Here is a 25,149-nt window from a genome sequence, read left to right on the forward strand (position 1 = left end):
CATGAAAACAAGAAACTTATTTATTGCTGTTTTTTTCTGTGCTATTTCAAGCTATGCTCAAAACATAAAAACAGTTCAGCTACGTCCTAAGAATAATACTGAACGGCATACTCCAATTGTTCGCTTAGGTGATATTTTAAAACTTTCTTTTGATGATTTAAACGCTGACAGCAAACAATATCAGTACAAAATTGAACACATGACACATGACTGGAAACCTAGTTCACTGTCTAGCAACCAATACATTCAAGGTTTTGAACAAAACGAAATTATCAATTTTGCAAATTCTTTCAATACACTTCAACCTTACACTCATTATTGGGTTGAAATTCCAAATCAGAATACTATTATTACCAAAAGCGGTAATTATTTAATTTCTGTTATTGATGAAAATTATGATGTCGTCTTTACTAGAAAATGTGTATTTTACGAAGATATAACTACTGTAGGTGTAGCAGTATTCAGAAGTAGAAATACCTCAACAGCTAATCAACAACAAACTGTTCAATTTTCAATAAACCACCCTGGTTTACAAATTAACAATCCTTCTCAAGAAATTAATGTAACATTGTTTCAAAATCACAATTGGAATACAGCCATTAATAACTTACAGCCTATTTTTATTAAACCTCAACAATTACTATACAATCATACTGTTGAAACTAATTTTTGGGCAGGTAACGAGTTTTTAAATTTTGACACCAAATATATTAGAAGTAGTAGTTTAAATGTAGCTAGAATTACACGCGACAATTTATATCATAGTTATTTATACACCGATGAACCTCGAGCTGATAAAACCTACACATATAACCCTGATATAAACGGGCAATTCGTGATAAGAACCACCGAACGAGACGTAAACAATGAACAAGACGATACTGAAGCTGATTACTCTTTAGTTCATTTTTCGTTAGACGCTTTTGAACCTTATGAAAACAAAGATGTATATGTGTATGGTGCTTTCAACAATTATGAATTATCAGAAGATAACAAAATGACGTACGATTCTAGTCAAGGAATATACAAAGCTATCTTACCTTTCAAACAAGGCTTTTATAACTATAGCTACGCAACCTTAAATTCAAGCGACGTTATTAACTTACATGAAATCGATGGGTCATTTTCCCAAACTGAAAATGAATATACTGTTATTGTTTACTACAAACCTTTTGGCGAAATTTACGATAGAGTCATTGGAGTAGGTAATGGTTATTTTAATCAAAACAGGTAAGTATTACAATAAACATTGACTGAAAAATGAAAAAGAACTATCTTTATCCTATGTTTCAGCAAGTAACTAAGGGGATAAAAATTTCGGTAAAAACTTCTTTTAAGGGTACCGTTTATAGGGGCTATCAGCAGTACTATGCCTTTAGCTATTATATCACTATTGAAAACAGATCTAAGGAAACCGTAAAACTACTTGAACGTTTTTGGGTCATTTTCGATGCTCTTAACAACACTGAATATGTAGAAGGTGAAGGCGTTGTTGGAGAAACCCCTACCTTAAAACCAAACGACATTTACAACTATAAATCTAATTGCTTCTTACTTTCAACAACTGGAGCAATGGGTGGTAACTACAAAATGATTAACACAAAGACTTTAGAAGAGTTCCTAGTTATCATACCAACTTTTCAACTAACTACTACGTCTATTTTAAACTAATGAGCAAAAAAAATAAAGTTACAGTTATAAAAGACCCTAACTGTTTAAATTGCGGATATCCTTTTACTCGTGGTGAAAAATTTTGTCCTGAATGCGGACAACATAATCGAGGAAAAAAAATCACCTTAAGTGTTTTTCTTCGTGAACTTTTTGCTGGTTTCTTTTCTTTAGACACAAAGTTTTGGAGAACATTAATTCCTTTGTTAATTAACCCTGGGAAAGTTTCGAAAGATTATATTGAAGGAAGAAGAATTCGATACACAAATCCTTTTCGATTTTATTTAGCTACAACAATTATTTTCTTTTTAATTCTGGGTGCAATTAATAGTTATGACCATTTTGAAAAACTTAGAAATGGAAATCCTAATAGCTCATTTTTGAATATTAACGTTGAAAACAAAAAAGAAACACAACTTAATATTAGTCAGCTACACGACCTTATATTTGGCGAAATAAAACTTAATCAAAAAAAGTTAGACTCTTTAAATCCTAATAAAAAAGACTCAATAACCGAATTAGGTTCAGTTGAAAATCATATCAACAATTCTGTTTTTTATAATTTTTTAAAGTTTGAAGAAGAAAACCCAACACTTTCCACCGAAAGCGCTCTAGATAGCTTAAAAATTGAAAAAAACTTTAGTAATCGATTTTTATACTCTAAAGTTAAACTCGTTAACTCATACGTAAGGAATGACGATGAACGCAATAAGTTTAATAAGCAACTTTTTTCTTATATCTCTATTTCTTTGTTTGTATTACTTCCTTTATTTACTCTTTTCTTGGCATTTATATACATTCGAAGAAAGTACACTTATGTTGAACATCTAGTATTTGTTTTTCATGTACAAACCGTATTTTTTCTACTCGCTAGTATTTTTTATATCATAGGTTTTATTAATAAAAGTAGTAATAATTTACCTCCAATTTTTTCAACACTATTTTTACTGTATTTATTTATAGCGATGAAAAAATTTTACGGTCAGTCATTCTTTAAAACCCTAATAAAATACTTTATTGTAAACACCGTTTTTATAAGCTTAATGTTTATAGGTATTGTAGTTGTTTGGGCTATAACCTTCGCCCTGTATTAATTTTTAATTTAATACTTGTAAAAAGAAATTTTTTGAAGTGTTATTTAGTTTTATAGTTCCTTTTAACTGATTGTTATTAGCTACTGACAATTGTAATACCTGAACTCTATCTAAATATTTGTTTTTGAAAGAATATACCCCTCTGTCTTTTGCTTGATATTGAGCTACATTGAATGAAAAATAAAACTTATCCTCTAGTTTTTTCATTTCATTTAAAACTGGCTGTTTTTGTGAAGTAATTTGTAACTTATCCTTATCACAAAAACTATAGGTAGTAAATAGAGGCATTAGGGTCAACACTTCATTACCACCCACTTGTTTTATTACCTCTTTTTTATGCAAATATTCACACAAGTCCCCTCCTTCTAGGTTAAAAATTATATTAGGAGTTATGTTATTTTGGATTTCTTTTTTGACTACTTTATTAAAATCATCATCGTACTCATAAGTTACGATAGTATCAGATTTTTCAACAAAAGAAGAAAGTTGAAAATCCATCGCTCCATTCCATTTAGTAGCAATGGAATCTAACGATAATGTGGTAAGCTTTCTAAACTTCTCTGAAGCGTTTTCAGGTAAGATCTTTGTTAGTTTTTTAGTATTTAATTTCCCTGAAATAATAGCAATACCATTAGTATCAAAACCTGTTTTAAAAGGCAAGAAAATATCGTTAGTTTCATTTAATTGCCCATCAATATTTAACTGACCTTTATCAACTAAAACCTTAAAAAAATCTCCTTTAGTTGTAGTAAAAGTTATCGGGCTTTTATGCTTTTTACTATTGATGAAAATTTCAGCATCTTCTGAAAAGTAATCCCTTTTATTAAGGGCTTCTATCAATTCATGGGGAACTTTATCATTTTTATTAACCTTATATATTACCTGAGCTTCTTTATTACTAACTACACAGGTAATTTGTTGTTTATCGTAAATGATAACTCCATCGCTCTTTTCTTCTTTAAATCCTTTTTCTTTTAAAACCTCAGCAAAGTTATTTTTAACTGAAATTTTACTACTAATTAAAAACCCTTTAAACTCTTGTTGATTTGTATACAGAAAGACACTACTAGGAATTTCAATTTCATCTAGTAAAGAACGTTGTTCCTCTTTTTTTGCTGCAGATTGTTTTTTAAAGTCTAGCTGAGAAAATGGGTGTTTTAAAAAACTAGCAAGTATGTTGTATTCTATTTCTCGAAGGTTGATATGTATAACCGTTTCAGCAGAAACAGGAACCTTTTCTGCATAAATTACGGTTGGATTATATCTAAAAAACCCAACCGTAACTATAATACAGCATACTATTATAAAGGTATATGCTATTTTTTTTATCATTCAGTTTATTTAGCTACCGAGTTGATAAATTTTAATAATAATTTTAAAGTGTTTTCTTCTGTACCCTGAGTAGAAAGCTTTAACTCAGATGAAATCGTATTTCCTTTCATTCTAGATACTCTAAATACAGCATCACTCATATTATCAGTAGAAAAATGCAACGCTTCTTTTTCTGACTTACTCATCCACTCGTTTGGCACCTTCTTTAAAATTCCGTTTACATCAACATACAATACTGTTGAGTTGTTTCTTACCAATTTATTGTGCTTTTTAGTATTGAAATTTGTAGTACCATTAGCAATATTTAAAGCTCCTGTTTTAGAAGTCGTTAAATACAATACATTGTTTTTCACTACAGAATACAACCCGAAAGGTAAGTCAGCTTTTTTAGTTACAAACTCAACTACACCGTTTTCAATTTTTACCGCTTTATGCTTTTCTCCTATCTGGTAGAACTTATTTAATAAATCTTCTTTTTCAGAACCAATCATTAAGGTAAAATCTGGTACAAAATCTTCTTTTGTCTTTGTTACCTCTTTGCGTTTGTAATCTTTATCATACTCATAGGTAGTGTACTCGATTTCTTTTTTTGCAAAATCATTCAATACCAATAACGCATCACCTGTAATTAATTCCCCTATCGCTTTTTCGTCAATTACTAAAGAAAATAAATCTCCAACAATTTCAATTTCTTCTTGAAACTTTGGTAAAATACCTCCGTACATTTTATTTACCAATTCTGGATATTGCTTTAATGTTTCTTCAGTATTTAAAGAAATACTCCAAAAAGCTAAAGCTTTATCATGATCAAAACTGTTAACTAAATTACGATCCATTCTCTTATTATAAATCTTTTTAAAAGATTTTTTCATATCCGAACTAACCGCCATATCTAACAAAACTCTTGCATCTTCCTTTTCAAAAAATAAGTTAGCAGTTACCTCTTCTACACCATAAACATTACGATCTCCTTCAGCATACAAAGGATAAAAGCTGCTTCCGAAAGACTTAAAAATATCAGTCATTAACTCACCATAATTACGTACCCATAATGTTGCTGATGAATTCTTCTTTTTGCTTTTTTGAAATTTACTATTTGATGCAATAGATCTAGAATAGTTTTTATCAAAAATATTCAGCCCATGTTCTTTTGACCATTCTCTAGCTAATCTTCTCTTGAAGTTATAATTGTATTCTCCTTCTTCTTTTAACTTCTCTAAACGCTCTTTATTATCAGAGAAAAATGATTTAGACATACTTCCGTTTACAAGTAATAATGCATGATCATTCCAAATTTTAAAAGAAGAACGCCCTGCTATATAACTATAGTTTCCTTCTGTTTTAAGTTTCTTTTTTTCTCTTTCATACAACAATGACTCAAATGTTTTTCTATCCTTTAACTCAACATAAAAGTTATGATACGAAACACTATCAGTCTTTGTTAAAAAATAATATGCATTTGCTTTAACATTTACGCCTGCATTAGCAACAGAAGAAACTTTATGTTTTATTACTTGATTTTCTTTGTTTCTTTCCTCATTCTCATCAACAACTACTGCTTGAGACTCAACCTTAGAAATATTATAATCTCTATTTAAATCTTTTAAAATTTCTTTTCCAATAGCATTTTCATCAATATCTGATACATTTATTAACTTAAATAAGTTTTCTGCATTTGCAGAGATTAGCACATCAACATTCTCAGGTATTTTAGTTTCTAATTTTTGAGCTTGTATAACTGTAAATGTGTTTAAAAGCAGTAGTGTAGCAATAATTTTTTTCATCTGTTTGTTTTTACTTTTTTAAAATCACATGTAACCTTTAATGATTAAAGTAATCTTTATATTTCTTATTTAAAAGATTCTTTTAATCATGTTGGTTTCACCCTAATTTTAATTTTCTAATTGAATTTTATTTTTGATTGATTGTTTGTTCGATATGATATCTTGAGCTTGTAAATGCAGCATAATTGCTTTTTTACTTTTTGATATTCTTGCTTGGTTATTTTCGGTTGATTTTATGGGTGTTTCAAATCTATAAACACTTGTGTAAGTAGCTGTTTCAAACACTTTTCGATCTTGATTTTTTGTTTTTTGAAACTCTTTTCCTAAATCGAAATGATGGCTACGTGTAAATGTTTTGTTTTCTTTATTATATGTAAAATGCTTATTCTTTTTAATCACTTCTATATGTTTTTTTGAACTGAAGTTAGAAATTACCTCATTTAAAGCTTCAACATTATCAAAATCACACGAAACCGTTACAATAAACTCGTTAAAATCTAAGGTGTTTTTTACATTATGAACCCCTTTAGTTTGCTTAATTTTATAAACTATTTCGTTTACTTTGTTCCTTATAGTAGTTTTAGATGGCACTTTGTAACCATTAATACTATCAAGCAACATTATTGAGGCTAATTTTGTTTTGCTTTTACTTAAATTGATTGTTAACACAGCACTACCCGAACCATCTTTATTAAAACTAACTTCCTCTACAAACTCAAAGCAGCTTGTAAACAAAAAAGTAGAAATAAGAGAGAATAGCAATATTAATCTTTTGTTCATATTAAATTTTTGGCAAAGATACCAAATAGGTTTAATTACGAACGAATGATTTCTTCTTGTATTGTGTTAATATTTGAGTGTAAATCGTAGTAAGTCATCCTAAGTTCATTGTCATTTTTTACAACAGAAGTAATACTTACCGTTTCAACATAACTACGCTTCATTTTTAATGAAATTTCTGGAGTTCCTCTAGTTTCATCTTGATGAAAATCAACAATATTTAACTGATTAATCTCTTGAGTAGTATTTAACCATTCTGAAAACCATTCTCTTCTTAACTGTTTCATTTCTTCACCATATAAGGTAGAAGATGACCATATTTTTGGTTCATTGCCTAGTTTTTGAAAATGCTTTTCAACTCCATCCCAAACCAGTTCGTATGTTGTTAATTCAGTAGCCCAATCTACCAGTACGATCGTAAACGGTTCTATTCCTTCAAAATTAAAATCATTAATTATTTCAACAGGATTATCAACCTTTAACAACTGCTTTACAATAACTCCCCTACTCATTCTGTACGATTCAGCTCTTTGATGTTTGGTAAAACCTCCATTCAACAAACATATCAATCTATGCTTTTCGCTTAAACCAATCCATGTTCCTCCTGCTAATTCATCTTTCGGATAGGTTAACTTCACTCCTTCTTCGCAATAGGTTTTTGGCGCAATTGTTTTACGCTTCGGATCTTCATCTCTGTTTGAAGTTAAAATAAAATTATTATCCCTTAAAGGTAAATAAGTTACCGTACACATGCTGTTTTCCTTTTATTAAATTCAAGCCTTTTGTCCACCTGTATATTCCCAAAATAACCTTAACTTTGTCATTTAAGAAAGTTTTTATAGACTTTTCAATAACAAAGAAAGAAATTTAATTCAACAAACAACATACAAAATGGGAAAAGGATTTTTTCACGTACCGACTGCCATTAATGAAACTGTAAAAGGATACGCTCCTGGATCTCCAGAGCGCGAAGCAGTTTCTAAACAATACAAAGAATATTTTAACGGATCTATGGATGTACCAATGTATATCGGTAGTGAAGAAGTTAGAACAGGAAAGACTGAAAACATGACTCCTCCTCACGATCACCAACACGTAGTAGGACAATTTCATGTTGGAGACAAATCGCACGCTGAAAAAGCAATTGCTGTTGCCTTAGAAGCTCGTAAAGAATGGGCACAAATGCCTTGGGAGCAAAGAGCTGCTATCTTTTTACGTGCTGCAGAATTAATCGCTGGTCCTTACCGCGCAAAAATTAACGCTGCAACGATGATTGCTCAGTCTAAAACAGTTCATCAAGCAGAAATTGACTCAGCTTGTGAGTTAATCGACTTCTTACGTTTTAACGTAGAGTATATGACTGATATTTACAGTGAGCAACCTAATTCTGACGACGGAATTTGGAACCGCGTTGAATACAGACCATTAGAAGGATTTGTGTACGCTGTAACTCCGTTTAACTTTACTGCTATTGCTGGAAATTTACCTGCATCTGCAGCAATGATGGGGAATGTTGTAGTTTGGAAGCCTTCTAGTAGCCAAGTTTTTTCTGCTAACGTAATTATGCAAATCTTTAAAGAAGCTGGTTTACCTGATGGTGTTATTAATTTAGTTTTAGGAAATCCTGCTGATATTACTGAAGTTGTATTAGCTTCTCCTGATTTTGCTGGAATCCACTTTACAGGTTCTACAAACGTATTCCAAGATATTTGGAAGAAAATTGGGGAAAACATCCACATCTATAAAACATATCCAAAAATTGTTGGTGAAACAGGAGGTAAAGATTTTATCGTTGCTCACCCATCAGCAAACGCTAAACAAGTAGCTACTGGTATTTCTCGTGGAGCTTTCGAATTCCAAGGACAAAAATGTTCTGCAGCTTCAAGAGTATACTTACCAAAATCATTAGCTGAAGAAACGTTAAACTATGTAAAAGAAGATATCGCTTCTTTTAAAATGGGTTCTCCAGAAGATATGAGCAACTTTATCACAGCTGTAATTCACGAAGGATCTTTTGATAAATTAGCTAGATATATTGATCAAGCTAAAGCTGATGCTGATGCAGAGATTTTTGCTGGTGGTAACTATGATAAATCGAAAGGATACTTTATTGAGCCAACTGTTATCTTAACTACCAACCCTAAATATACTACTATGGAAACTGAATTATTCGGACCTGTAGTAACTGTATATGTGTATGAAGATGCTGATTGGGCTGAAACATTACAATTAGTTGATGGAACTTCTGAATACGCTTTAACTGGTGCTGTATTCTCTACAGATCGTTATGCTATTGCAGAAGCTACAAAAGCATTAGAAAACTGTGCTGGTAACTTCTATATTAACGACAAACCAACAGGTGCTGTAGTAGGACAACAACCATTTGGTGGAGCTAGAGCTTCTGGAACAAATGATAAAGCAGGATCTGCTCAAAACTTATTACGTTGGGTATCTCCTCGTTTAATCAAAGAAACATTTGTTTCTCCTGTAGATTACCGTTACCCTTTCTTAGGATAAGAAAAGAACTTCCTAACAAGGAGTCTTACTATATATTAAAAGCAACCTCAAATGAGGTTGCTTTTTTATTTTCCTTCAAGAAGAAAAGTTTTTATTCGTGTTTTTTAGCCCACAATTCACCTTCTCCTTGATAGCCATCTTGTAGCCACATTTTATCAAAAGCATGACTAAGTGTTTTTCCAGTCTCTGCTCCTAAACAATCAAAAGATACATTTCCTTTTCCATGATCTTTCATTATCCATTCTTCTCCTTCTCCTTGCACACCATCTTGCAACCATAATTTACCAAAAGCATGACTAAGATACTTTCCTTTTTCAGCTCCTTTACATGCTAAGGCTACACGATTATCTTTTAATTTTTTAAGTTCAAAAACTTCTCCTTTTCCTTGCACTCCGTTTTGAAGCCATACCTCATCATTGGCATGACTAAGGAATTTACCTACCTCTGCTCCTAGAGCTTCTAATGCTATACTTGACATAATATAAAAATTTGGTTAGTTAATTTCCTACTCTATTTATAATAGGTTTTTCGGATTCCACCTTTTAAAATTCATAGTACTACCAAACCTTTTTCATTTTATACCTCTATAATCACTATACATAGATTTCTTGCTTTAATAGCACTTCATTTCGACAATGCTAAGTTCAAAAATAAATAAACTCGACATACAAAAAACACCATAAAACACTGATAATCAATCATGAATACATTTTAAAACAGTATAAATGAAGTAGTTACTTTCCTTTTTGTTTTCAAATAGAATTCAACTAATTTCGTTTAACACATATTTAGTGTTTAAAAACAATGAACTACAAAGAAATACTTGAAACTGTATATCAAAAAATAGCTCCTATTGAAAATGTTGGGGAGTTAGCTACCTATATTCCTGAATTGGCTACCATTGATGCTGATAAATTTGGCGTACATATTTCAACAGTTACTAATACTAATTTTGGATTAGGAAACTTTCAAGAAAAATTTTCTATTCAAAGTATTGCTAAAGTATTATCACTTTGTTTGGCGTATAAGCATCTTGGTGAATCTATTTGGGACAGATTAGGTGTTGAGCCATCTGGAAATAGTTTTAATTCATTGATACAACTGGAAACGGATAATGGTATTCCTAGAAATCCGTTTATCAACGCAGGTGCTATTGTTATTGCCGATATTTTAATTAGCAGTTTGGTAAACCCGAAGGAAGATTTATTGAATTTCATTAAAAGTCTTTCCAAAAATAAAAACATTGACTACTCAGCAAAAATTGCAGCTTCTGAAAAATCGGTAGGATATCGAAATGTTGCCTTATGCAATTTTATCAAGTCCTACGGAAATATATACAATGATCCTGAAGTGGTGCTCGATTTCTATTTCGATTTATGTTCATTGGAACTGACGTGCGAACAACTTTCTGAATTATTTTTCTTCTTAGCCAATAACGGACAAACACGACAAGGAGAACAAATATTGACCAAAAGTCAATCGAAAAGAATTAATGCACTAATGCAAACCTGTGGGTTTTATGACGAATCTGGTGAGTTTGCTTTTAAAGTTGGATTAGCGGGAAAAAGTGGAGTTGGTGGAGGTATTATTGCCATACACCCTAACCAGTATGCCATTGCTGTATGGAGCCCTAAATTGAACAAAAAAGGAAATTCCTATAGAGGAATGCGCTTTTTAGAAGAGTTTACCACACTCTCTGAACAGTCTATTTTTTAGGTTTGATTATTTACACCATTTAACCTAACTTAGCTACCATTGAATATAAATCAACAGGTTTATATTCCTAAAAGTTACATAACATTGAAAGCAATAATGAAAAAAAACATATTTCTAATTATTACAATTACAATGTTAATTGTTATTGAACTGTATTTAGTCTTTTATGTAGGTTATAACAATGAGATCTTCGTAATGAAATATGAATTCAAAGATTTTATTTACATCGGGTTATTTTTTAGTTTTTTATTTAGAGGGGAAGAAAAATTAGGATTACTATTTATAGCTTCATACCAAATAATCATAGGAATGATATATTTTTCTCATACCCCTGGGCTTGGAAATTGGATTTTGATGATATTACATCTGTTTGCAGCACCTCTGATATTTTTCCATAATCGGATTGAAGAAAAATTTGAATTAAAATAACATTTTATAACACTGTATACCTTAATCAGCTTGGAATTACTAAAGTCTGCCTTAACCCTAAAAACATACAAAATCATTATTTTAATAAAAAGCCCCAAATAAGTATCTAGATACTTATTTGGGGCTTTTTATATTCAATTAACTCAACTCAATTTTCATATTCAAATACAACCATTTTGTTGGAACGTTTGATGATTGCCCATTTACTAATTTATCATAATCAATACCCCAGTCTAATAAGTTTACCTGACCTTGCAATACCAGTTCGCTAGACATGCTTTTGTATGAATCTCTAATTCCTGTGGCAAAAAACTTCACTTCCTTTTCAACTCCTTTAATAGACATCATTCCGTTAATTTGATACCAATCTACCCCCATCACAAAAACATTCGTAGTTCTAAACGTTATGTTGTCGTTTTGATCATTAATAAACACTCCTTTGGTTTTAATTCTTGCAGTTAAATCAGCTTCATCACCTCTACATACTCTAAATGAGTTTGGGTCAACCTCAAACGAAATACGCATGTTTTCCAACGGATTTCCAGCATCCATTCGTACAGGAATATCCACTTTTAAATCGTTTACAATACCACCAAACGGTGTGCTACAATGACCATGTGTTACAAACATATTAATTGTCTTGTTTTTTACAACTTCGGTTACCTCTTTTATTTCTTTTGGTGTAACTGTTGAAGTACTTTTAGCAAACCCGCTTACAAGTACTATAACTAACAATGCGCCAACTAACAAAATTCTATTTTTAATGGTTTTCATACTATTCGTTTTTAAAGTTTTCATCAAAACTATCGCAACCTTCCGTTAAAAGTGTAAATCAATTGTCAAAAAAGTGTAAAAAAGCTTTAACCAGTGTACTTTTATTTAAATTTACCTCCAAAAACCACTAAAATCTATTTTTCTAACACTTTAAAATGTCACAAAAAACTCAACTTAAAGAAGTCGCCAAACTATTTTTTAAACTAGGTTGTATTGCTTTTGGCGGACCTGCCGCACATATTGCTATGATGGAAGACGAAGTTGTTAAGAAAAGAAAATGGATGACTCAGCAACATTTTCTAGATTTAATGGGAGCTACCAATTTAATACCAGGACCCAACTCTACTGAAATGACCATGCACTGCGGACATGAAAGAGCTGGTTGGAAAGGGCTAATTGTCGCTGGCTTTTGTTTTATTTTTCCTGCCGTAGTAATTACATCAATAGTAGCGTGGTTATACCAAGAATATGGTCAGCTTCCTAAAGTTGAACCCTTTATTTACGGAATAAAACCCGCAGTAATTGCCATTATTGTTATGGCAGCTTATCGATTAGGTAAAAAAGCTATAAAAAATACATCTTTAGCTATTTTAGGATTAATCACTTTAGTTGCATGCCTTTTAGGTGTTAATGAAATAGTGGCTTTGTTTGGCTGTGGCTTACTAGGTGCGTTACTCTATTTTTTCAACCAAAACCGTACTAATTTAATCAGCATACTTCCTTTTTTTCTATTTCAAGCAAGTGAAACGCTTCAAGCTAACAACCTGAAAATTTTATTGACTTTTTTAAAAGTTGGTGCAATTTTATATGGAAGTGGTTATGTCTTATTTGCTTTTTTAGATGCAGAACTGGTTGCTAACGGATGGCTTTCTAGACAAGTATTAATAGATGCTGTTGCTGTAGGACAAATAACCCCAGGTCCTGTTTTATCTACCGCTACTTTTATTGGTTGGCAAATGAACGGAATAACGGGTGCACTTGTGGCAACTGTTGGAATATTTTTACCTTCCTTCTTTTTTGTTTTAGTTTTAAATCCGTTGATTCCTAAAATGAGGGAATCGAAGCTTATTGGTGCTATTTTAGATGCTGTAAATGTAGCTGCCGTTGCGTTAATTATTGCTGTTTGTATAACAATGGCTAAAGATACTATTACAGATTGGCGCACTATTGTTATTGCCATCATAAGTCTGCTTGCTGTTTTTTATTTTAAAAAAGCAAACAGCGCTTTTATTGTTTTAGGAGGTGCTATGTTAGGATATATTTTAACTTATTGGTAAACCTCATAATATCATTCCTTTTAGCCTACCTTTGCAAAAAAATATTTGATGCAGTTTTCAGACCTACAACTTAGCAAGTCTATCTTAAAAGCACTTACCGAAGAAAGACACCACAAACCAACGCTGGTACAACAAGAAGTAATTCCGTTAGTACTTAACAAAAAAGATGTCATTGTAGCTGCACAAACAGGTACAGGTAAAACAGCTGCTTTTGCGTTGCCTATTATTCAAGAGCTTTCTAAAGAGGAAGATGTTGAAAAAAGAGCTAAGAAGATAAAAGCACTAATTGTAAGTCCTACTCGAGAACTGGCAATTCAAATTGAAGAAAACTTTAAAGCATATAGTAAGTATACTAATTTAAGAAGTACTGTTGTGTATGGTGGTGTGGCTACACAACCTCAAAAAGATGTATTGGCAAAAGGAGTTGATATTTTAATTGCTACTCCTGGTCGTTTTATCGATTTACACAAACAAGGAAGTATTGATGTTAGACAACTAAAAACATTGGTGTTAGATGAGGCTGATTTAATGCTAGACATGGGCTTTATTGACGATGTACAGAAAATTGAAGAGTTATGTCCGCGTAAAAAACAAACCTTATTGTTTTCTGCTACAATGCCTGATAAGGTAAACGATTTAGCTAAATCGATGTTGCGTAATCCTGAAAAAGTAGATATTTCACCTGCGGAAACCACTTCTAAAAACATTGGTCAGTTACTATACTACACCCCTAAAAAACACAAAGTCGACTTGTGTTTACACTTACTACGAAACACCATAAAAGGACGCATCATTATATTTCGTCGTACCAAATTTGGAGTTGACAAGTTAGAAAAAACACTACAAAAAAACGGTTATAAAGCAACCAGTGTACATGGTGATAAATCGCAAAATTTACGTAATCAAGCTATAGAAGACTTCAAAAATAACAAAGTCAATATTTTAATTGCCACTGATGTTGCTGCCAGAGGAATTGATGTAAGCAAAGTAGATGCTGTAATTAATGTAGATTTACCAAACATTCCTGAAACGTATGTACACCGAATTGGTAGAACAGGTAGAGCTGGTAAATCTGGAATCGCCTTTTCGTTATGTAGTGCTGATGAAACTTCTTACATCAAGGCAATTCAAGAATTTATGGATAGAACTATAAAAATTGTAGAAGACCATCCATTCCCTCTAGCAAAACCAAAGAAGAAAAAACAACCCAACACTGTTAGTAAACACAAAAAAGGAAGAAAATCAGAAGCTTCTAAAAAGAAGAAAAAACGCTGGTATTAAACTTTTTATAAAAAATAACACTAAAAAATAGTTGGTGTTTTATTTATTAATCGTAATATTGCAATATAATAATTAATCAATGGGGTTAACTAAATCAGAAATATTTACTGAAGAGCAAAATCAATTAGCTACGATTGCGAAAGTGTTAGGGCACCCAGCTCGTATTGCTATTATACAACACTTATTCAAATTGAATTCTTGTGTTTGTGGTGATTTGGTAAATGAAATTGGTTTGGCACAACCTACTATTTCGCAACATTTAAAAGAATTAAAAAAAGTTGGTATTATTAAAGGGACTATTGAAGGAACTAGCGTTTGCTATTGTATTAATCCTTCAACCTGGAAAGAAATTAAAACCTTACTTTCTTCTTTTTTAGACCTTGATACAAACAATAAAAATTGTTGCTAAAAAAAATTTGGAATCATTAATCGTAATATTGCAATAAATACTATAACCATGAAACTATCAGAAATCAAACAACACTTAAGCACACTAAAAACTATTGCTTTTCAATTACCTGACGGTAGCCTAGTTCCTAATCATTTTCATGTAACGGAAGTTGGAAAGGTTACTAAAAACTTTATCGACTGTGGTGGAACAGTTAGAAATGAAGAAGTAGTTAACTTTCAATTATGGAATGCAAATGATTACGATCACAGATTACACCCAGAAAAATTAATTCACATTATTGAGTTATCAGAAAAAGTATTAAATATTCCTGATTTAGAAATCGAGGTAGAATACCAAGGAAACACCATAGGAAAATACGGATTGGATTTTGACGGAACCAACTTCTTACTTACTACGAAACAAACGGATTGTTTGGCGAAAGATAACTGCGGAATTCCAACAGAAAAGCCAAGAGTAAAACTATCAGATTTACAAAAACAAACTGCTTGTGAACCAAATTCAGGGTGCTGCTAATATGAATACACAAACCTCATCACTATTTACTGAAATACAGCAAACTCTTTCAAGTTTACCAACTGTTTCAGAAGAGCGAAAACAAGTTTTACAATCTCTTGTAAGTTACATTCAGGAAAAATTGAGCAATAAAGAAGTCATAAATCTGAATTTTATTTGTACTCATAACTCAAGAAGAAGTCATTTATCGCAAGTATGGGCACAAACAATGGCGTTTTATTATCAAATTCCGAATGTACTTTCTTATTCAGGAGGAACAGAAGCTACTGCTATGAATGCAACAGTTGTAGATACTTTAGTAGGTAACGGATTTAGAATTCAGCAATTATCTGAAGGCACAAACCCTATTTATGCAATAAAGTACGCAGAAAACACGTCTTCTATAATAGGGTTTTCTAAAAAATATGATGATACATTCAATCCTACTTCTGCATTTTGTGCTATCATGACCTGCTCACAAGCCGACGAAGGATGTCCTTTTATAGCTGGTGCTGATAAGAGGATTCCTGTTACCTACGAAGATCCTAAATTATACGACGGTACATCTTCTGAAAAAGAGAAATACTTGGAACGTAGTTTACAAATTGCAGCTGAAATGCACTATGTGTTTTCTACTATAAAAAATTAACCTTTAAATTTCATAGGTAAATGCACTACTTTTTTGGTTTCAAAGAAATCTTCTTCAAAAAAGTCGGGCAAATTATAAATGGTGGCTTTAGGGAAGTTCGCAAGTTCTTCTGTAAGGTCACCTCCTTTTAAATATAAGATTCCGTTTTTTAACGCGTGGTTTTCTTTCTTTTTTACCTTATTTTTTACCCAACGATGAAAAGTTTCCATTTGCGCTACCGCTCTACTCACAATAAAATCATAAGTTTCATCTACCTCCTCTACGCGTCCGTGAGTTGTTTTTACATTTTCTAAACCTAATCCTTCAACAACTTCGTTAACCACTTTAATTTTCTTTCCGATAGAATCTACCAAATGAAATTGTGTTTCTGGAAATAAAATAGCTAACGGAATTCCTGGAAAACCTCCACCGGTACCTACATCCATCACATTTGCCCCTGGCTGAAACTCCATAACCTTCGCAATTCCTAACGAATGTAATACGTGACGTAAATACAATTCATCAATATCTTTACGAGAAACAACATTAATTTTTAAGTTCCAATCTTGATACAGTTCTTGCAACTTAGAAAATTGTTCTAATTGTGTTTCTGTTAAATTGCTAAAATATTTTTTTATAAGTTCCATGAAGTGATTTTTTCCTTTGCAAAAATAAAAAACTAATTGGTATTGTTAATTTTTATGCAAAAGATATTAATCTGGTTAAAAAGTTAGTCTTTAGCAATAACCATGAACCAAAAACGTTTATTTTTGCGATACAAACAAACAACAAATGACAACAGTAAACTTCTCAAGAATAGACAAAACAAAGTTTTTTAGAACTTTAAACAAAAGAGTTAATACTTACTTTAAAGAAAACGAGATTAAACGTACAGGAAACTGGAAGTTATACACAAAGGCAATAATTATGTTAGCTATGTTTATTATTCCTTTCGTATTAATTTTAACTATTGACATGTCTCAATGGATAAAATTAGCCTTAACTGTATTAATGGGAGTTGGAATGGCTGGAGTTGGAATGAATGTCATGCACGATGCTAACCATGAATCTTTCTCAAGCAAAAAATGGGTAAACAAACTTTTTGGAAGTAGTATTTATATCTTAGCTGGTAACGTATATAACTGGAAAGTACAGCACAATGTATTACACCACACCTATACAAACATTCAAGACCATGATGAAGATATGGATGCTGGTAGAATAATCCGTTTTTCTAAACACTCACAATGGTTATGGATTCATAAATTCCAAAAATACTATTCAATCTTTTTATATGGATTGTTAACTATTAACTGGGCAATTACTACCGATTTTAAACAAATGCACAGCTATTTAAAGCGTAAGTTATCGTATGGTGAGTTTCCAAATCCAGCTAAAGAATGGACTAAATTAGTGGTTTCTAAAGTGATGTATTATGCTCTTTGGCTTGTATTACCTATCGCGGTTATGAATGTTGCTTGGTGGAAGGTTTTAATCGGATTTTTTGTAATGCACTATACTGCTGGTATTATTTTAAGTGTAGTTTTTCAATTAGCACATATTGTTCCAAAAACAGAAACTCCTTTACCTGATGAAGATGGTAACATGAAAAACACATGGGCTATTCATCAGTTATATACCACTGCAAATTTTGCACCAAGAAACTGGTTTATTAATTTTTACACAGGTGGGTTAAATCATCAAGTAGAACACCATATCTTCCCTCATATTTCTCATATTCATTATGATAAATTAGCTAAGATTGTAAAAGAAACTGCCAAAGAATTTAACCTTCCTTACAACGAATACAATACTACACGTAGAGCAGTTATTGAGCACTTTAGACACTTAGCTGAATTAGGGAAAAAACCGCAATTAGCATAAATCAACATACAACATAACAACACAATGTCAAACGCATTATCAAACAGAATTAACAGTTTACCAGTATCGCAAACTTTAGCAATGGCTGCTAAAGCAAGAGAATTAAAAGCTGAAGGTAAAGACATCATTAGTTTAAGTTTAGGAGAACCAGATTTTAACACTCCTGATTTTATTAAAGATGCTGCAATTGAAGCTATTAATCAAGATTATAACTCATACACTCCAGTTGATGGATATGTAGAATTAAAAGAAGCTATTTGCGAGAAGTTTAAGCGTGATAATAACTTAACATATGCTCCAAACCAAGTAGTTGTTTCTACAGGAGCAAAACAATCTATTGCTAACGTAGCTCAGGTATTATTAAACCCTGGTGATGAAGTATTATTGCCAGCTCCTTATTGGGTAAGCTATTCTGCAATTGCAACTTTGTGTGAAGCTAAATTTACCGAAATTCCTTCTTCTATTGAAAATGATTTTAAAATCACTCCAGAACAATTAGAAGCTGCTATTTCGCCAAAAACAAAAATGATTTTCTTTAACTCGCCAAATAACCCAAGTGGAACAATTTATAGCGAGGAAGAATACAGAGCATTAGCTAAAGTATTAGAAAAGCATCCAGATATTTATATTTTATCTGACGAAATATATGAGCACATTAACTACGGAACAAAACCGTTTAGTTTTGCTGCTATTGAAAGCATGTACGACCGTACCATAACTGTAAACGGATTGGCTAAAGCTTTTGCCATGACAGGATGGAGAATTGGTTATATTGGAGCTCCTGAATGGATTGCTAAGGCTTGTACTAAAATGCAGGGTCAAATTACTTCAGGAACTAACTGTATTGCTCAACGCGCTGCAATTACAGCTGTAAAAGCATCGCCAGAAAAAGTACAATACATGGTAGATGAGTTTAAAAAACGTAGAGATTTAGTTTTACAGTTATTAGGAGAAATCGATGGGTTTAAACTAAACGTACCTGAAGGGGCTTTTTATGTATTCCCAGATATTTCTGATTTCTTCGGAAAAACAATCCAAGGAAAAGAAATTAAAGATGCCAACGACTTTTCTATGCTTTTATTAGAAGAAGCCAACGTAGCTACAGTAACTGGTGAAGCTTTTGGTGCTCCAAACTGTGTTCGTTTATCATATGCTGCTTCTGAATTACAATTACGTGAGGCAATTAAAAGAATTAAAGAAGTTTTAAGTTAATTAACTTAAATAAATTAAGTATAAAAAAATCCGTAAGACGTGTCTTACGGATTTTTTATGCTCTAAAATGGAACTTTTAATTTTCTAACTTTTTTCTTTTTAAGCTTCTTTAAATACAATGCTTTTTTGTTATAATCAATAAAGGCTTTTCCTTGCTCTAAAATATCTGCGCCTATAATTCCGTCTACCTCATCAGCATCATGTTGTTTTAAAGCTGTATTTACATGCGTTAAGTCAAACAATACTAAATCACACTCATTCGCTTTCCACTTTCCTATTTTAAGAGAATTATTTTCTGACTTGTGTGTTTCCATATCCGTCGCTCCTGCTCCAGCAGCTTTTACTTCACTTTCCTCAGAAACAAGTTTAAAACGCTCTATTAAATCTAACCCAACACACGAATTAGAAGCGCCTGTATCTAAAATAAACCTTCCTTTAACACCATTTATCTCCGCATCTAACTCTAAATGATTTGTAATCATTTTTTTGAGTTTTATTTTAATGTATTTCTTTTTTCGTAATACTTTTTTCAAACTTGCCATTTCTTGTACTTTTGTCTCGTAAAGATACGGCAATAAATGATTACAGATACACACACACACTTATATTCAAGTCAGTTTGACGAGGACAGGAACGAAATGATACAACGCGCTAAAAAAGCTGGTGTTTCTCGTTTTTTTATTCCTGCTATTGACAGCTCTTATACTGAACGTATGTTCGATTTGGAAAAAAACTATCCTGATGATGTGTTTTTAATGATGGGCTTACACCCTACTTCGGTAAAAGAGAATTACCAAGAAGAATTAGCACATGTAAAAGAATGGTTAGATAAACGTGATTTTTATGCGATTGGTGAAATTGGTATCGATTTATATTGGGACAAAACTTTTTTACCACAACAACAAGAAGCCTTCCGTACGCAAATTCAGTGGGCAAAAGAAAAAAAATTACCAATTGTAATCCACTGTCGTGATGCCTTTGATGAAATTTTTGAAGTATTAGAAACTGAAAAAGGAGAGGATTTATTTGGTGTTTTTCACTGCTTTACAGGAACCTTAGAACAAGCTGAAAAAGCAATTTCATACAACATGAAATTAGGAATTGGTGGTGTAGCGACTTTTAAAAATGGAAAGATTGATAAATTTTTAAATCAAATTGATATCAAACATATTGTCTTAGAAACCGATTCTCCTTACCTAGCTCCTACTCCATACCGAGGTAAACGTAATGAAAGTAGCTACATAACTAATGTTGTGGATAAATTGGTAGATATTTATGGATTGACTTTCGATGAAATTTCGGAAATTACAACACAGAACTCTAAAGACGTTTTTGGTGTCTAACCTACAGACCACATATTATAAAACTCCTATAGGAATTGCCAAAATAGAAGGTGACGAAAACGGAATTCAATCCATTTCTGTATTGGATGATGATACCTCAACCACAATCAGCTCCTCAAAGGAAATTCCAGCTTGCTTACAAGAATGTATTACCCAACTAAATGAGTATTTTGCTGGAACCAGAAAAGAGTTTATCCTAAAGTTAAACCCACAAGGAACAGCCTTTCAACAATCTGTTTGGGATGAGTTATTAAATATTCCTTTTGGTAGAACCAGAACCTATTTAGAACAAACCAAACAATTAGGGGACGTAAAAGCAATTCGTGCTGTGGCTTCTGCTAACGGTAAAAATCCTATTTGGATAGTAATTCCGTGTCACAGAGTCATAGGCTCTGACGGTTCTTTAACAGGATATGCAGGTGGTGTTTGGCGTAAAAAATGGTTATTAGAACACGAAAGTGGAGCAAAACAGCAAACGTTGTTTTAATTACATATTGATAACCAAGAGATTAAACCTTAATTTAAATTGCGTTTTTCTATAAAGAATTTCTTCAATAAAAAACCACATTCTTCTTCTAAAACCCCTGATACTACTTTCGTTTTCGGATGTAGTTTTGTTTTCAACACACTAAAGCCAAGTTTTGGTTCACTTGCTCCATACACTATCTTTCCTATCTGCGCCCAATAACTCGCTCCTGCACACATCTGGCAAGGTTCCAACGTAACATACAACGTGCAATCTTTTAAATATTTACCTCCTAAAAAATCTGCTGCTGCAGTAAACGCTTGCATTTCAGCATGTGCGGTAACATCATTTAACAACTCTGTTAAGTTATGTGCTCGTGCTATTATTTGATCTTTAAAAACAATAACTGCACCAACAGGAACCTCTCCTTTATCAAAAGCTAACTCAGCTTCCTGTAAAGCTTTTCTCATAAAGTAGGCATCATCAAATGGATTCATCAACAAGAGTTTTTGTAAATACGAAAACAAATGTAGCCAAAATTTGTTTGTGTAAACTCTAGGTAAAATACTTATTTTTACCAAAATTTACGATTTGATTTCAACCAATACTTCTGAGAATAAAAAAGTCTATTTTGCTTCTGACCAACATTTAGGAGCTCCAACTTCTGAAGCTAGTTTTCCTCGTGAACAAAAGTTTGTAACATGGTTAAACGAAGTTAAAAAAGATGCTGAGGCTATTTTTATTTTAGGTGATTTATTCGATTTTTGGTTTGAGTATAAAACTGTTGTTCCAAAAGGCTTTGTTCGTGTTTTAGGTAAACTTGCTGAAATAAAAGATAGTGGTATTCCGATTTACTTTTTTGTTGGAAATCATGATTTATGGATGCATGATTATTTTGAAAAGGAATTAAACATTCCTGTATTTCATTCACCTCAAGAATTTAAAATCAACGATAAATTATTTTTAATAGGTCATGGTGATGGGTTAGGCCCTGGAGATAAAGGATATAAACGCATGAAAAAAGTGTTTACATTCCCGTTATTTCAATGGATGTTTCGTTGGCTACATCCAGATATAGGTGTTCGATTAGGACAATACATGTCGGTTAAAAACAAATTGATTTCTGGTGATGAGGATGCTAAATTTTTAGGCGAAGACAATGAATGGCTAGTACAATATTGTAAACGTAAATTAGAAACCAAACACTACGATTATTTTGTTTTTGGACACAGACATCTTCCTTTAGAAATTCAACTTAAAGAGAACAGTGTTTACCTTAATACGGGGGATTGGATTCAGTATTATACCTATGCGGTTTTTGAAAACGATAAACTATTTTTAAAAGAATATAAACAATAAAAAAAGCACCTCAAAAAGGTGCTTTTTTATCTAACAATTAAGCTTAGAACTTAAAAGTTAATCCTGCTTTAAAAGTCATACCATTGAATCCAAATTGATTTACCTCCCATGGATACTTAAAACGACCACCTAAATCAGTTACAACATCTCCTTTTGTATCAATTTCATCTGGGTACACATCAAATAAATTATTTACTTGCGCATTAAAAGAAATCATATCAGAAAACTCATAACCAAAAGACACGTCGGTTATTACTTTCCCACTAAATGTTTGATCTTTATTGGGATCTGTTGCATGTTGCCAAGTTACTTCTCCAAAATAGGTGTTATTTAAAAAAGCGGTAAACTTTTTATACTTGTAATCTGCACCAAACAAAAGTTTGGTATTTGGTCTTGCACTAATAATTCTTGACTGCTCTTTTCTATTAAAAATAGCATTCTTATAATTTGCCAACTTAGTTGGGGTTTTCACTTCTCCTTCTAATTTAGTTTTATTAATGTTTAATGCTAAGTTTAACCCTAATTTACCTGCCGCAAAATCAATGTTTTTATAACGCATTGTATAATCAAAACCTTCTGTTTTAGTATCAGCAGCATTGATAAAAAACTTAATACTTGTTACTGAGTTATCATCTAAAATCTGTTGAACATCTGCATTTGGATTACCATTATCATCAGTTCCTCCAATTTCACCTGAAAATACAACTCTATCTTCTACTTTAACATTATAATAGTCTAATGAAATAGTAAAATCATTAGAAGCCTTAACAGTTAATCCTGCTGAAATATTTTTTGATGTTTCTGCAAACAATGAAGCTACTCCTAAATCTTTAATCACAGGACTAACGTTGTTGAATGTTCCTTGATTAGAGATTGTACCTCCAGAAACCAAAGTTTGTACATTACTTAAATATACTTGATGTAATGAAGGCGCTCTAAACCCTGTACTGTATGAAGCTCGTAACACTCCTGCTTCTCCAACTTTGTACCTAGAACTCACTTTCCATGAAAAATTATCTCCAAAGTCAGAATAATTCTCATAGCGTAATGCTCCACCTATTAAGAAATCTTCTGAAACATCCCAATCTAAAGTTCCGTAACCTCCAATATTTGTTCTTGTTTCATTTAGAGCGTTTCCTGGTTGTAAACCTGGAAATGACTGTGCTCCTCCATCAACATAAGACGCTTCTTCTCCTGCTGTTACTTCAAATCGTTCTTGACGTCCTTCAAATCCAAACCCTATACTTACATCGCCAAAAGAACGACTCATATCAAAGTTCCCAACAATATTACTAAAAGCATATGCTCCAGCATCAAAAGAAGTAGGACTATTAGCTCCTAAACTTACATTAATAGTATTACCTATTGTATAGTCAACAGAGTTACGTCCATAACTACCACTTAAATCAGCATTAAATCCTCCTAACTTAAATCTACTCCCTGCTGTAAACAAAATATCTTGAATATCTGTTTCAAAAGTTGGTTGAAATCCATCATAAGTTTCTCCCGGAGGTGTTAACAACCCAAAATCATCTGTAATCCAATATGGAGGTCTATAAAGAGCAAAACTTTTACCTTGACGCATATTAAATCCTCCAAAACCATATAGTGTAGTATTCTCATTTAAAGGATATTCTGCATTCACAAATAAATCTCCTTTTTTCATTTCTGGTTGTCCAATAATCATTCCTAAATCTGGATTATCTTGTGTCCATTGATTATCTACACCAAACAAATCATCTTTTCCTGGTTCTCCAGCCCTATCGGTTTTCTCTTGATAACTTAAACCAAGTGTAGCATTCACAAAACCTCCTTCACCAAAGGTAAATGTATGGTTAACATCTCCATCAATATTAAAACCATCTCCTTCTTTGGTTACCCCTGAGTTTACATTTACCTGAGTGAAGTCAATATTCTTCTTCAATATTATATTAACAACACCAGCTACTGCATCAGAACCATACTGAGCAGAAGCTCCATCACGTAAAATTTCTACTCTTTCAATAGCAGCAGTAGGGATACTTTTCATATCTACTCCAACTTCCCCTTTACCTGGTGTATCATTTACATACACTAAAGCACTTTGATTTTTACGCTTTCCGTTTACCAGAACTAAAGTTCTACTTGGTCCTAATCCACGTAAATCGGCAGGATCAAAATGTGCTGTTGCATCAGAAATTGTTTGATTACTTGAATTGTAAGAAGGAACTGTGTACGTTAACATTTGGTCTATGTTTGTTTGACCTGTAGCTTGCAACTCTCTCACACTTACATTATCAATAGGCACTGCAGAATCTAAAATTGTTCTAGGCTTAGCACGGTTACCTGTTAACATAACTTCTTCTAAAACATTATCTTCCTTTAAAACTATAGTAACGTATGAAACATTATATAATGTTTTTTCTAACGTAGTAAAACCTACTGAAGAAAACACTAGCGTAGCAGGCATCTGTTTAACATTGAGTACAAATTCACCCTGTTCATTCGTACTTACTCCATTAACTGTCTCCTTTTCCAAAACATTAACCAAAGCAAGTGGTGTTCCACTTTCATCAGTCACTTTACCTTTAATTGTCTGACCAATCATTGATGTAAATGACATCAATAAAATAAAGACAAAAATTTTGTTTTTTGCTTTCATAAGTGTATTCATTAGATTTAGTTTATATACAATGTTAAAAGTGTTAATTTTATATCAGAA

Annotated in this window: 26 protein-coding genes; 16 read left to right on the forward strand and 10 right to left on the reverse strand. The window is 32.2% G+C overall.

Annotated features, from left to right (window positions below; all coding sequences use genetic code 11):
• Position 1 precedes the first annotated feature (1 nt).
• Genes N534_RS0104695 through N534_RS0104705 form a run of 3 tightly spaced genes read left to right on the forward strand, consistent with a single transcriptional unit; the run spans position 2 to position 2,762 of the window.
• On the forward strand, positions 2 to 1,234 hold the full coding sequence (locus tag N534_RS0104695) for a DUF5103 domain-containing protein (protein WP_028891375.1): 1,233 nt from the start codon (positions 2 to 4) through the stop codon (positions 1,232 to 1,234).
• Positions 1,235 to 1,284: 50 nt separating this feature from the next.
• Positions 1,285 to 1,671 (forward strand): Co2+/Mg2+ efflux protein ApaG, encoded by a 387-nt coding sequence (apaG, locus tag N534_RS0104700; protein ID WP_028891376.1) that lies wholly within the window; start codon positions 1,285 to 1,287, stop codon positions 1,669 to 1,671.
• Positions 1,671 to 2,762, forward strand: a complete 1,092-nt coding sequence (locus N534_RS0104705) for a DUF3667 domain-containing protein (RefSeq protein WP_028891377.1) — start codon at positions 1,671 to 1,673, stop codon at positions 2,760 to 2,762. Before apaG ends, N534_RS0104705 begins: the two co-directional genes overlap by 1 nt.
• 3 nt (positions 2,763 to 2,765) lie before the next feature.
• On the opposite strand, the gene N534_RS0104710 is transcribed toward N534_RS0104705, so the two are convergent.
• The 4 genes from N534_RS0104710 to N534_RS0104725 form a co-directional block, all read right to left on the reverse strand.
• A complete protein-coding gene (locus tag N534_RS0104710; protein ID WP_028891378.1) occupies positions 2,766 to 4,094 on the reverse strand; it encodes a hypothetical protein in 1,329 nt (442 codons plus the stop codon).
• Between the two features lie 5 nt (positions 4,095 to 4,099).
• Positions 4,100 to 5,878 carry a hypothetical protein gene (locus tag N534_RS0104715; protein ID WP_028891379.1) on the reverse strand — a complete coding sequence of 593 codons (1,779 nt, stop codon included), beginning with the start codon at positions 5,876 to 5,878 and terminating at the stop codon, positions 4,100 to 4,102.
• Positions 5,879 to 5,986: 108 nt separating this feature from the next.
• Positions 5,987 to 6,658 carry a hypothetical protein gene (locus N534_RS0104720; protein ID WP_028891380.1) on the reverse strand — a complete coding sequence of 224 codons (672 nt, stop codon included), beginning with the start codon at positions 6,656 to 6,658 and terminating at the stop codon, positions 5,987 to 5,989.
• Positions 6,659 to 6,693: 35 nt separating this feature from the next.
• Complete coding sequence (locus tag N534_RS0104725) at positions 6,694 to 7,410, reverse strand: NRDE family protein (RefSeq protein WP_028891381.1); 717 nt, start codon at positions 7,408 to 7,410, stop codon at positions 6,694 to 6,696.
• Between the two features lie 139 nt (positions 7,411 to 7,549).
• On the opposite strand from N534_RS0104725, the gene pruA reads away from it, so the two are divergent.
• Positions 7,550 to 9,175: an L-glutamate gamma-semialdehyde dehydrogenase gene (pruA, locus tag N534_RS0104730; RefSeq protein WP_028891382.1), complete on the forward strand. Its 1,626-nt coding sequence runs from the start codon at positions 7,550 to 7,552 to the stop codon at positions 9,173 to 9,175.
• Positions 9,176 to 9,266: 91 nt separating this feature from the next.
• Here the strand turns inward: pruA and N534_RS0104735 are convergent, their stop codons facing one another.
• Positions 9,267 to 9,653 (reverse strand): hypothetical protein, encoded by a 387-nt coding sequence (locus tag N534_RS0104735; protein ID WP_028891383.1) that lies wholly within the window; start codon positions 9,651 to 9,653, stop codon positions 9,267 to 9,269.
• Between the two features lie 326 nt (positions 9,654 to 9,979).
• Between N534_RS0104735 and N534_RS0104740 the strand changes: the two genes are divergently transcribed.
• A complete protein-coding gene (locus N534_RS0104740) occupies positions 9,980 to 10,891 on the forward strand; it encodes a glutaminase (protein WP_028891384.1) in 912 nt (303 codons plus the stop codon).
• Between the two features lie 195 nt (positions 10,892 to 11,086).
• Complete coding sequence (locus tag N534_RS15420) at positions 11,087 to 11,320, forward strand: hypothetical protein (protein ID WP_197017695.1); 234 nt, start codon at positions 11,087 to 11,089, stop codon at positions 11,318 to 11,320.
• 138 nt (positions 11,321 to 11,458) lie between these two features.
• Here the strand turns inward: N534_RS15420 and N534_RS0104750 are convergent, their stop codons facing one another.
• Positions 11,459 to 12,094, reverse strand: coding sequence for a YceI family protein (locus tag N534_RS0104750; protein WP_197017696.1), 636 nt, complete (start codon positions 12,092 to 12,094; stop codon positions 11,459 to 11,461).
• Between the two features lie 155 nt (positions 12,095 to 12,249).
• On the opposite strand from N534_RS0104750, the gene chrA reads away from it, so the two are divergent.
• From chrA to N534_RS0104775, 5 genes are all read left to right on the forward strand, one after another.
• A complete protein-coding gene (gene chrA / locus N534_RS0104755; RefSeq protein WP_028891387.1) occupies positions 12,250 to 13,371 on the forward strand; it encodes a chromate efflux transporter in 1,122 nt (373 codons plus the stop codon).
• 48 nt (positions 13,372 to 13,419) lie between these two features.
• Complete coding sequence (locus tag N534_RS0104760) at positions 13,420 to 14,652, forward strand: DEAD/DEAH box helicase (protein WP_028891388.1); 1,233 nt, start codon at positions 13,420 to 13,422, stop codon at positions 14,650 to 14,652.
• A gap of 79 nt (positions 14,653 to 14,731) precedes the next feature.
• A complete protein-coding gene (locus N534_RS0104765) occupies positions 14,732 to 15,061 on the forward strand; it encodes a helix-turn-helix transcriptional regulator (RefSeq protein WP_028891389.1) in 330 nt (109 codons plus the stop codon).
• A 48-nt stretch (positions 15,062 to 15,109) separates the two neighbouring features.
• Positions 15,110 to 15,577 carry a DUF6428 family protein gene (locus tag N534_RS0104770; RefSeq protein ID WP_028891390.1) on the forward strand — a complete coding sequence of 156 codons (468 nt, stop codon included), beginning with the start codon at positions 15,110 to 15,112 and terminating at the stop codon, positions 15,575 to 15,577.
• A gap of 1 nt (position 15,578) precedes the next feature.
• Positions 15,579 to 16,205 (forward strand): low molecular weight phosphatase family protein, encoded by a 627-nt coding sequence (locus tag N534_RS0104775; RefSeq protein WP_028891391.1) that lies wholly within the window; start codon positions 15,579 to 15,581, stop codon positions 16,203 to 16,205.
• On the opposite strand, the gene rsmG is transcribed toward N534_RS0104775, so the two are convergent.
• The gene (gene rsmG, locus N534_RS0104780; protein WP_028891392.1) at positions 16,202 to 16,831 is read right to left on the reverse strand and encodes a 16S rRNA (guanine(527)-N(7))-methyltransferase RsmG; all 630 of its coding nucleotides are present in this window, start codon (positions 16,829 to 16,831) and stop codon (positions 16,202 to 16,204) included. The two genes, N534_RS0104775 and rsmG, sit on opposite strands and share 4 nt — an antisense overlap.
• Before the next feature lie 145 nt (positions 16,832 to 16,976).
• Here rsmG and N534_RS0104785 point away from each other — a divergent pair, with 145 nt between their 5' ends.
• Complete coding sequence (locus tag N534_RS0104785; RefSeq protein ID WP_028891393.1) at positions 16,977 to 18,068, forward strand: acyl-CoA desaturase; 1,092 nt, start codon at positions 16,977 to 16,979, stop codon at positions 18,066 to 18,068.
• Positions 18,069 to 18,092: 24 nt separating this feature from the next.
• The gene (locus N534_RS0104790) at positions 18,093 to 19,280 is read left to right on the forward strand and encodes a pyridoxal phosphate-dependent aminotransferase (RefSeq protein WP_028891394.1); all 1,188 of its coding nucleotides are present in this window, start codon (positions 18,093 to 18,095) and stop codon (positions 19,278 to 19,280) included.
• A gap of 62 nt (positions 19,281 to 19,342) precedes the next feature.
• Here the strand turns inward: N534_RS0104790 and N534_RS0104795 are convergent, their stop codons facing one another.
• Positions 19,343 to 19,822 carry a retropepsin-like aspartic protease gene (locus N534_RS0104795; protein WP_028891395.1) on the reverse strand — a complete coding sequence of 160 codons (480 nt, stop codon included), beginning with the start codon at positions 19,820 to 19,822 and terminating at the stop codon, positions 19,343 to 19,345.
• 36 nt (positions 19,823 to 19,858) lie between these two features.
• On the opposite strand from N534_RS0104795, the gene N534_RS0104800 reads away from it, so the two are divergent.
• Together N534_RS0104800 and N534_RS0104805 are read left to right on the forward strand one after the other, a co-directional pair.
• Complete coding sequence (locus N534_RS0104800) at positions 19,859 to 20,623, forward strand: TatD family hydrolase (protein WP_028891396.1); 765 nt, start codon at positions 19,859 to 19,861, stop codon at positions 20,621 to 20,623.
• Complete coding sequence (locus N534_RS0104805; protein ID WP_038005526.1) at positions 20,616 to 21,110, forward strand: methylated-DNA--[protein]-cysteine S-methyltransferase; 495 nt, start codon at positions 20,616 to 20,618, stop codon at positions 21,108 to 21,110. Before N534_RS0104800 ends, N534_RS0104805 begins: the two co-directional genes overlap by 8 nt.
• A 29-nt stretch (positions 21,111 to 21,139) precedes the next feature.
• On the opposite strand, the gene N534_RS0104810 is transcribed toward N534_RS0104805, so the two are convergent.
• Positions 21,140 to 21,589 carry a nucleoside deaminase gene (locus N534_RS0104810; RefSeq protein WP_028891398.1) on the reverse strand — a complete coding sequence of 150 codons (450 nt, stop codon included), beginning with the start codon at positions 21,587 to 21,589 and terminating at the stop codon, positions 21,140 to 21,142.
• Positions 21,590 to 21,680: 91 nt separating this feature from the next.
• Between N534_RS0104810 and N534_RS0104815 the strand changes: the two genes are divergently transcribed.
• A complete protein-coding gene (locus N534_RS0104815) occupies positions 21,681 to 22,448 on the forward strand; it encodes a UDP-2,3-diacylglucosamine diphosphatase (RefSeq protein WP_028891399.1) in 768 nt (255 codons plus the stop codon).
• A gap of 43 nt (positions 22,449 to 22,491) precedes the next feature.
• On the opposite strand, the gene N534_RS0104820 is transcribed toward N534_RS0104815, so the two are convergent.
• Positions 22,492 to 25,101, reverse strand: coding sequence for a TonB-dependent receptor (locus tag N534_RS0104820; RefSeq protein ID WP_231517300.1), 2,610 nt, complete (start codon positions 25,099 to 25,101; stop codon positions 22,492 to 22,494).
• Positions 25,102 to 25,149 lie beyond the last annotated feature (48 nt).

This window comes from Tenacibaculum sp. 47A_GOM-205m, from assembly GCF_000518405.1.
In the GTDB taxonomy this organism is placed as follows: Bacteria; Bacteroidota; Bacteroidia; order Flavobacteriales; family Flavobacteriaceae; genus Polaribacter; species Polaribacter lutimaris.

Bases quoted from the DNA above. Each gene is read 5' to 3' on its own strand.
- N534_RS0104720 (WP_028891380.1), bottom strand. From the start codon at position 6,658: ATGAACAAAAGATTAATATTGCTATTCTCTCTTATTTCTACTTTTTTG.
- N534_RS0104795 (WP_028891395.1), bottom strand. From the start codon at position 19,822: ATGGCAAGTTTGAAAAAAGTATTACGAAAAAAGAAATACATTAAAATA.
- N534_RS0104790 (WP_028891394.1), top strand. From the start codon at position 18,093: ATGTCAAACGCATTATCAAACAGAATTAACAGTTTACCAGTATCGCAA.
- N534_RS0104705 (WP_028891377.1), top strand. From the start codon at position 1,671: ATGAGCAAAAAAAATAAAGTTACAGTTATAAAAGACCCTAACTGTTTA.
- N534_RS0104710 (WP_028891378.1), bottom strand. From the start codon at position 4,094: ATGATAAAAAAAATAGCATATACCTTTATAATAGTATGCTGTATTATA.
- N534_RS0104765 (WP_028891389.1), top strand. From the start codon at position 14,732: ATGGGGTTAACTAAATCAGAAATATTTACTGAAGAGCAAAATCAATTA.
- apaG (WP_028891376.1), top strand. From the start codon at position 1,285: ATGTTTCAGCAAGTAACTAAGGGGATAAAAATTTCGGTAAAAACTTCT.
- pruA (WP_028891382.1), top strand. From the start codon at position 7,550: ATGGGAAAAGGATTTTTTCACGTACCGACTGCCATTAATGAAACTGTA.
- N534_RS0104695 (WP_028891375.1), top strand. From the start codon at position 2: ATGAAAACAAGAAACTTATTTATTGCTGTTTTTTTCTGTGCTATTTCA.
- N534_RS0104735 (WP_028891383.1), bottom strand. From the start codon at position 9,653: ATGTCAAGTATAGCATTAGAAGCTCTAGGAGCAGAGGTAGGTAAATTC.
- N534_RS0104800 (WP_028891396.1), top strand. From the start codon at position 19,859: ATGATTACAGATACACACACACACTTATATTCAAGTCAGTTTGACGAG.
- N534_RS0104740 (WP_028891384.1), top strand. From the start codon at position 9,980: ATGAACTACAAAGAAATACTTGAAACTGTATATCAAAAAATAGCTCCT.
- N534_RS0104760 (WP_028891388.1), top strand. From the start codon at position 13,420: ATGCAGTTTTCAGACCTACAACTTAGCAAGTCTATCTTAAAAGCACTT.
- N534_RS0104750 (WP_197017696.1), bottom strand. From the start codon at position 12,094: ATGAAAACCATTAAAAATAGAATTTTGTTAGTTGGCGCATTGTTAGTT.
- N534_RS0104715 (WP_028891379.1), bottom strand. From the start codon at position 5,878: ATGAAAAAAATTATTGCTACACTACTGCTTTTAAACACATTTACAGTT.
- N534_RS15420 (WP_197017695.1), top strand. From the start codon at position 11,087: ATGAAATATGAATTCAAAGATTTTATTTACATCGGGTTATTTTTTAGT.
- chrA (WP_028891387.1), top strand. From the start codon at position 12,250: ATGTCACAAAAAACTCAACTTAAAGAAGTCGCCAAACTATTTTTTAAA.
- N534_RS0104770 (WP_028891390.1), top strand. From the start codon at position 15,110: ATGAAACTATCAGAAATCAAACAACACTTAAGCACACTAAAAACTATT.
- N534_RS0104785 (WP_028891393.1), top strand. From the start codon at position 16,977: ATGACAACAGTAAACTTCTCAAGAATAGACAAAACAAAGTTTTTTAGA.
- N534_RS0104775 (WP_028891391.1), top strand. From the start codon at position 15,579: ATGAATACACAAACCTCATCACTATTTACTGAAATACAGCAAACTCTT.
- N534_RS0104820 (WP_231517300.1), bottom strand. From the start codon at position 25,101: ATGAATACACTTATGAAAGCAAAAAACAAAATTTTTGTCTTTATTTTA.
- N534_RS0104725 (WP_028891381.1), bottom strand. From the start codon at position 7,410: ATGTGTACGGTAACTTATTTACCTTTAAGGGATAATAATTTTATTTTA.
- rsmG (WP_028891392.1), bottom strand. From the start codon at position 16,831: ATGGAACTTATAAAAAAATATTTTAGCAATTTAACAGAAACACAATTA.